This is a genomic window from Streptomyces coryli (assembly GCF_011044975.1).
In the GTDB taxonomy this organism is placed as follows: Bacteria; Actinomycetota; Actinomycetes; order Streptomycetales; family Streptomycetaceae; genus Streptomyces; species Streptomyces coryli.
Genome location: NZ_JAAKZV010000328.1, coordinates 1 through 7,413, shown reverse-complemented (window position 1 = coordinate 7,413; position 7,413 = coordinate 1). Strand labels below are relative to the sequence as shown.

Here is a 7,413-nt window from a genome sequence, read left to right as displayed (position 1 = left end):
GCCCCGAACCTCTCCCGCGCCCGGTCCGCCGCCGCTTCCGCCAGCCGGGCCCGCTCGTCCGCCGGGTCGAAGGACAGCTGCCGGCTGGCCAGTTCGGCCGCTGTCAGGTCTTCCGCCCGTAGCGACACCCCGCGTACCCGTGCCCGCTGCAGCCCCAGCCGCTCGTGCAGTTCGTAGGCCGCGGCCGTCAGCGCCGGGGTGTGCGCCGTCGGCTCGGCGAGCTTGCGGGTGCGGGTCGTCGTCGAGCGGTCCGCGTATCGCACCGTCAGGGTCAGCGCGCGGGCGACCTGCTCCTCCGCCCGCAGCCGGAGCCCGAGCCCGTCCGCCAGCCGCACCAGCGCCGCCCGCTGCCGGTCGCGGTCCAGCTCGTCGTGGTCGAAGCGGTGCTCGGCCGACAGCGAGCGCGATGGCGCCGACGGCGTCACCGGCGTCGGGTCCTCACCCCGCGCCGCGGCGTGCAGCCGCCGCCCCGCCGACGCGCCCAGGATGCGCTGCAGCGTGCCGAGCGGCGCCGCGGCGATCCGGCCGACGCTGTCCAGTCCGTACGAGGACAGCGTCCGCGCCGTCGCCGGGCCGACGCCCTGCAGCGCGGCGGCGGGTTTCTTCGCCAGGAATTCCGCGACGGCGTCCACGTCGTCGGGCAGCGTGCGCACCGCCGACGGCGGCCCGTCGGCGGCGACCATGCGGGCGAGCAGCGGGTTCGCGGCGACGCCGACCGTGCAGCGCAGCGCGTAAAGGCCGGCGGCGCGGACCCGGATCCGTTCGGCGAGCCCGGTGGCGTCCACGCCGAAGTAGCGCAGGCTGCCCGCCACGTCCGCGAGCGCCGCATCGGGCGGCAGCGCCTGCACGACCGGCGTGAACTCGGCCAGCATGGCGAGGAGTTGCCCGTAGATCTCCTCGCCGGGTCCGCCGGATTCCCCGTGGTAGTGGATGTAGAGAACGCTCACCCTGCACTCCCCGGACTCTGGTGCCACAGCTTGCGGCTGGTGTGCTTGACCGGCTCCCCCGGCGGCTGCAGGTCCGCCCACGGATGCAGCTCGTAGCCCGTCTCCAGCCGGATGCTCCGCCCGGCCCCGTCACCCCGGCCGGCCCGCGGCTGCTCCGCCAGCCGCTCCGCCACCGCGTCGAGCCCGCCCTCGCGCCGCAGCTCGGCCAGCTCCGTAAGGTCCCAGGCCGCCGCCCCGACCACCGACAGCGCCTTGCCGCTGCCCTCCCCGCGCCGCTGCACCACGCCGCGCACCAGCAGCAGCCAGGAGTGGAAGACCGTATGCGCGCAGGCGTCGTGGCTGTCCTCGAAGAAGGCGCAGTCCACCAGCCCCGTCGTGTCGTCCAGCGTCGTGAAGATGACCCGCTTGCCGGACCGGATCGGCGGCGTCTGGGTCGCCCCCTTGGCGCCCGCGACCAGCACCACCTGCCCGTGCCTGGCCTCCTTCAGCCGCTTCGCCGATACGACCCCGAGCTCCTGCAGCAGCACCCGGTGATCGCTCATCAGATGCCGGGAGGTGTCCATGCCGAGCACCCCGAGCTCGGCGCCGAGCCGTTCGGCGTCGTTGAGGTCGGGCAGGTGGGCCGGGGCCACCTCGTCAGCGGCGCCGCTGTCGTCCGCCGCCCCCAGCGCCAGCTGCCCCTGCGGTGCCCGCCGCTGACCGCGATGGAGCTCGGCGATGTGCAGGAGCAGGTCCCGCCGATTGCTGCCGAAGCGGTCCAACGCGCCCACCTGCGCGAGCCGTTCGGCGACCGGCCGCGACGGCCGGGCCCGCGCCATGAGGTCCTGCAGCGAGGCGTACGGACGCCCCGCGACGATCCGCGCCGCCTCGTCCTCGCTCATCCCGTGCACGTCGGAGAGGGCGAGACGGACGCCATAGCACCCGCCGACACCCTCCTCACCGGACACCAGTTCGATTCGATAGGCGGCATCCGACGCATTCACATCCAGCGGCAGGAACGGCACTCCCCGCCGCCGCGCATCCGCGAGCAGCAGCCGCTTCGGATACATCCCGGGATCGTGCGTGAGCAACCCGGCGTAAAAAGCCGCCGGATGATGCGCCTTCAGCCACGCCGACTGATACGTCGGCACCGCGAACGCCACCGCGTGCGCCTTGCAGAACCCGTACGCCCCGAAGGCCTCGACGATCTCCCACGTCCGCTCGACGACCTCCTCGTCGTATCCCCGCTTGCGCGCCTCCTCCGCGAACCACGCCCGCACCCGCCCGACTTGGTCGGCGCTCGACAGCGCCCGGCGCGCGTAATCGCCGAAGGCGAGGGTGCACCCCGTCATGACGTGGAAGATCCAGATGATCTGCTCGTGGAAGACCACGACCCCGTATGTATCCCGCAGCGGCTTCTCGAGATCCTCATGCGGATACGAGGCCGGCTTCCCGCCGTGCCGCGCCTGGATGAACGGCTCGACCATGTTGGCCGCGACCGGCCCCGGCCGGAAGAGGGAGATGTCCACGACCAGGTCATGGAACGTCTCCGGCTGCAGCCGCGCGATCAGATCCCGCTGCCCCGGCGACTCGATCTGGAAGCACCCGAGCGTCTCGGAGGACTTGATCAGCCGATACGTCTTCGGGTCCCCCGGCGGCACCTGCTCCCGGTCGTCGAGGTCGATCCGCCGCCCGTCCGCCCGCTCGATCTCGGCGACGGCGTGCGCCATCGAAGACTGCATCCGCACCCCCAGCACATCGAGCTTGAGCAGCCCCAGATCCTCCACGTCCTCCTTGTCGAACTGCGACATCGGAAAGCCCTCGCCACTGGTCGGCACCACCGGCGTGCGCCGCAGCAGCGACGAGTCCGACAGCAGCACCCCGCACGGATGCATGGCGATCCCCCGCGGCAGCGCGTCCAGTGCCTCGACCAGGTCCCACATCCGGGCCCCGCCGTACGCCTGCGGGTCGATGTCGCGCAGCTCCGGCAGCTCCTGCAGCGCGGAGCGGGCGTCCCGGGCCCGGATGTGCGGGAACGACTTCGCCAGCCGGTCCACCTCGGCCGGGTCGATCCCGAGCGCGGTCCCCACGTCCCGTACGGCATGCCGCACCCGATAGGTCTCCGGCATCGACACGGTGGCGACCCGCTCAGGCCCGAAGCGGTCGATGATCACGCGGTAGACGTCGTGCCGCCGCGCCGACTCCACATCCACGTCGATGTCGGGGAGCGCGGACCGCTTGCCGGAGAGAAAACGTTCCATCAGCAGCCCGTGCTCGACCGGGTCGGCAGTGGCGATCCCGAGCAGGTGGTTGACCAGCGACCCGGCCCCGGACCCGCGCGCGGCGGTACGCACCCCGAGGGCCCGCGCGTCCTCGACCACCTGGGCGACGGTGAGGAAGTACGAGGCGTACCCCTGCCGCTCGATGAGCTCCAGCTCCTGCTCCAGCCGCCGCCAGCGGTCGGGATCCCGGTCGTAGCGCATCCGCACCATCGCGCCCGCGCACTTCGACCGCAGCACCCGCGCCGCCGTCCTGACTCCGGCGCCGACCAGCTCCGGCTCGGGGAAGTGGACCCGGCCGAGCCCGAGGTCGTCCTCCGGGTCCACCTGGCAGGCGGCCGCGGTCTCCCGGGTGAGGTCGAGCAGCCGGCGGGCGGTGTTGCCGCGCCAGCCCGCCGCCTCGGAGATCTGCAGCGCGATCGCGGCCATGTCGTCGGCCGGCTTCAGCCACCGCTCACCGCTGTCGAGGCCCTTGCCCGGGGCGCCGCGCGGGTCGATGGGCACCAGCCGGCGCGCGGAGTCGAGCACGTCCGCGACCGGACCCTGCCCCGGATCGGCGTAGCGCACGGCGTTGGTCAGCACGGGCTTGATCCCCTGCTCCGCGGCGAACCCGAGCGTACGGGCGGCGAGCCGCAGCGTGCCGGGCCCGGTGCCGTCGCGCATCCCGTGCCAGACGACCTCGAGGCGGAGCGAACTGCTCTCGTACCGCTCCCGCCAGGGCGCGAGCAGCCGCTCGGCCCGGTCGGGCCGACCGGCCGCCAGGGCCCGGCCGACGTCGGAGTCAGGTCCGAGGAGCACGGTGACGCCGCTCCCCCGGGAGCCCGCCTCTCCCAGCGCGTCCCAGGGCAGCAGCGGCCGCCCGCCCCCGGGATCGGCGTGCGCGGCGGTGACCAGCCGGCACAGCTCGGCCCACCCACGGGCCCCGTCCCGGGCGAGAAATCCGACGCGCTGCGCCGACTCGTCGACAAAGGCGCCCCCACGCACGGGCGCCCGCTTCCGCTCGTTACGTGCGACCCCCTCGGCCCGCTCCCCCACGGCCAGGTCCACCCCGAACAGCGGCCGCACCCCGGCCTTGGCCGCCGCCTTCGCGAACCGCACGGCGCCGCCGAGCCCGTCCCGGTCGGTGAGGGCAAGCGCGTCGAGCCCGCGCTCGGCGGCCCGCTCCGCGAGCCGCTCCGGATGCGAGGCCCCGTACCGAAGCGAGAAGCCCGACACGGTGCGCAGATGCGTAAATCCCTGCATCCGTCGCACCGCCTCGCCGTCACTGCTGCTCTGACCCCCATCGATCGTCGTCGGGACCAACCATAACGGTAATCGAATGTATGTGCGACACGACGCGCCGGTACGTTTCCGCAGGTAGAAGCGGAACGGGGAGTTCGCGAGGTTCGCGAGGTGAGGTGACGTGAGGTGAGGTGAGGTGAGGGGCAGCGACGTTGACGTCGAGATCCCGCCAGCACCACCCGAGGCCGGCTGCTGGACTCAGGTCATGTCCACAGCCACCACTTCCGCCACGCCTTCGCCCAGGGGCGCCGCCGCCGTTTCCCCTCGGTCACCAGTGATCGGCTGGCTCGCCGTCGGCTGCGTCATGCTGGGGATCTTCTCCATCGTCACCACGGAGATCCTGCCGATCGGCCTGCTGACAACGATCGGCGACAGCTTCGGGATCTCGGACGGCACAGCAGGGCTGATGATGACCGTGCCCGGCATCCTCGCCGCCGTCGCCGCCCCGACCGTGACCGTCACGACCGGGCGGGTCGACCGGCGCGTCATGCTCGGCGTCCTGATGCTGCTGCTCGCACTGGCGGACTTCCTCGCCGCGGCCGCGCCCGCCTACTGGGTCATGATGATCTCCCGGGTGCTCGTCGGGCTCGTCATCGGCGGCTTCTGGTCGATCGGCGCGGGACTCGCCTCCCGCCTCGTACCCCCGGAGCAGGTCGGCAAGGCGACCGCCGTGATCTTCTCCGCCGTCCCGCTCGGCTCCGTACTCGGCGTGCCCGCCGGCGTCTTCCTCGGGAATCTCGCGGGCTGGCGGACGGCCTTCATCGCCATGGGCGTCCTCACGCTGGCCGTCCTCGCCGCACTCATCGCCCTCGTGCCCCCGCTGCCGCCGGACAACGTCACCCGCCTCACCGTGCTGCGCGACCTGCTCGGCAGCGCGCAGGTCCGGGTCGGGCTGGCCGTGACCTTCCTGATCGTCATGGCCCACTTCAGCACCTACACCTACGTCACGCCGTTCCTGGAGGACGCGACAGACGCCGGCCCGGCCTTCATCACCACAGCCCTGCTGATCTACGGCGTCGCGGGCATCGCCGGCAACTTCGCCGCGGGTGCGCTCGTACGGCGCGCCCTGCGCGTCACCTTCACCGCGGTCGCGGGCATGCTGGCGACCGCGACCCTGCTGCTTCCCGTCATCGGGACGGGCCACCAGCTCGGCGCGATCGCGCTGCTGATCGTCTGGGGCCTCGCATACGGCGCGGTGCCGGTCTGTTCGCAGAGCTGGTTCCTGGCCGCGGCACCGCACGCGCCGGAGGCGGCGACCGTGCTCTTCACCTCCTCGTTCCAGGCGACCATGTCCCTGGGCGCGCTGGCGGGCGGTGTCGTCGTGGACTCCGCCTCCACCTCCGCGGTCATGATGATGGGCGGGATCACCGCGCTCCTGATGGCGGTGACAGTACGGATCTTCAGCGGGCCGTCACCCGCGACGGACGGCGCGGAGGGCGGGAGTTAGCCTGCTGACGTACGCGATGAAGGGGAGGCGGCACGTGCCGGTGAAGAACGAGGCAGCCCAGGTCGCCGGCTTCCGCCGCTCGCTCGGTCTGACCCATCTCATTGACGTCCACACCCACTTCATGCCGCATCGGGTGCTGGCCAAGGTGTGGGCGTACTTCGAATCGGCAGGTCCGCTGATCGGCCGGCACTGGCCGATCACGTACCGGCACGAGGAGCGGCAGCGCCTGGAGCTGCTCCGCTCCTTCGGCGTCCGGGCCTTCACCTCGATGCTCTATCCGCACAAGCCCGGCATGGCCCGCTGGCTCAACGACTGGTCGGCGGGTTTCGCCGCGCGCACCCCCGACTGCCTCCACACGGCTACGTTCTACGCCGAGCCGAGCGCCGAGGCGGATGTGCGGCGGGCGCTGGAGCAAGGGGCGCGGGTATTCAAGTGCCATCTACAGGTCGGGGATTACGACCCGGCCGACCCCGCACTCAAGGGGGTGTGGGGCCTGCTGGCCGAGGCCGGCGTGCCCGTGGTCACGCACTGCGGCTCCGGGCCTGTCGCCGGCCGGTTCACCGGGCCGGGACCGATGGCCGCGCTGCTCGCCCGACACCCGCGGCTGCCGCTGATCGTGGCGCATCTGGGGATGCCGGAGTACGAGGATTTCCTGGGTCTGGCGGAGCGCTACGAGCGGGTGATGCTGGACACGACGATGGCGTTCACGCCCTTCGCCGAGGCCGCGGCCCCGTTCCCGCGCGCGGCCCTGCCGCGGCTGGCGGCGCTGCAGGACCGGGTGCTGCTGGGCACGGACTTCCCCAACATCCCGTACACGTACATCGAAGCCCTCGAGTCGATGCGCGAGGTGACGGGGCTGGGGGATGAGTGGCTGCGGGCGGTGTGCCATGACAATGCGGCGCGGGTGTTCGGGTTGTAGCGGTTGGGTGCTTTGTGAGGGCTTCAGAGCTTCAGAGCACCCCGGCCCGCTCGGCCACCGCCTCGAGCCGCCGCTCCAGGTGCGCGCGGGCAGCCGCGGGGTCGCCGCCGGTGACGCCGCACATGGCGACAGCGGCGGTCACCATCACGTCGGCGAGCTCGTCGAGCAGGTCATCGCGTGAACGGCACACGCCCTTACGGGGATTGAGCCCACGCATCCCGATGTACGCCTCAGCGACTTCCCCGACTTCTTCGGAGAGCTTGAGAATCAGGGTCTGCTCATCCAGCCCGGCGTACAGGGGATACAGCCGCTCGACACGGCTCCACAGGATCTCGCTCTCCGACATGCGGCGAGCCTAGCCGTCGACAGCGGCCGGCCGCGGACGGCGCGAAGCCCCCGACCGACAGCGACTTTCTCAACACTCACCCAGCCTGCGGGACTTCGCGCTGGGAGGCAGCCTGGCATACGGGCGGACGGCTTGGTATCGGATGGTGACGGCCGCGCTGCCGTGTTGCGTACGGGGCGGTGCGGGTGGGGTGGCTGGCTACGGAGGGGAGAGGG

At 72.4% G+C, this 7,413-nt stretch carries 5 protein-coding genes; 2 read left to right on the top strand and 3 right to left on the bottom strand.

Annotated features, from left to right (window positions below):
* On the bottom strand, nt 1-947 hold a 947-nt coding region (locus G5C51_RS38140; RefSeq protein WP_338118459.1), incomplete at its 3' end, for a DNA polymerase Y family protein.
* A complete protein-coding gene (locus tag G5C51_RS38135) occupies nt 944-4,447 on the bottom strand; it encodes a DNA polymerase III subunit alpha (protein ID WP_165244854.1) in 3,504 nt (1,167 codons plus the stop codon). The genes G5C51_RS38135 and G5C51_RS38140, both read right to left, overlap by 4 nt.
* Nucleotides 4,448-4,691: 244 nt before the next feature.
* Here G5C51_RS38135 and G5C51_RS38130 point away from each other — a divergent pair, with 244 nt between their 5' ends.
* Together G5C51_RS38130 and G5C51_RS38125 are read left to right on the top strand one after the other, a co-directional pair.
* Nucleotides 4,692-5,933, top strand: a complete 1,242-nt coding sequence (locus G5C51_RS38130) for an MFS transporter (protein ID WP_165244852.1) — start codon at nt 4,692-4,694, stop codon at nt 5,931-5,933.
* Between the two features lie 16 nt (nt 5,934-5,949).
* Nucleotides 5,950-6,852 carry an amidohydrolase family protein gene (locus G5C51_RS38125; RefSeq protein ID WP_165244851.1) on the top strand — a complete coding sequence of 301 codons (903 nt, stop codon included), beginning with the start codon at nt 5,950-5,952 and terminating at the stop codon, nt 6,850-6,852.
* Between the two features lie 31 nt (nt 6,853-6,883).
* On the opposite strand, the gene G5C51_RS38120 is transcribed toward G5C51_RS38125, so the two are convergent.
* Entirely contained in the window at nt 6,884-7,198 is a 315-nt protein-coding gene (locus G5C51_RS38120) for a MazG-like family protein (RefSeq protein ID WP_165244849.1), read from the bottom strand.
* Nucleotides 7,199-7,413 lie beyond the last annotated feature (215 nt).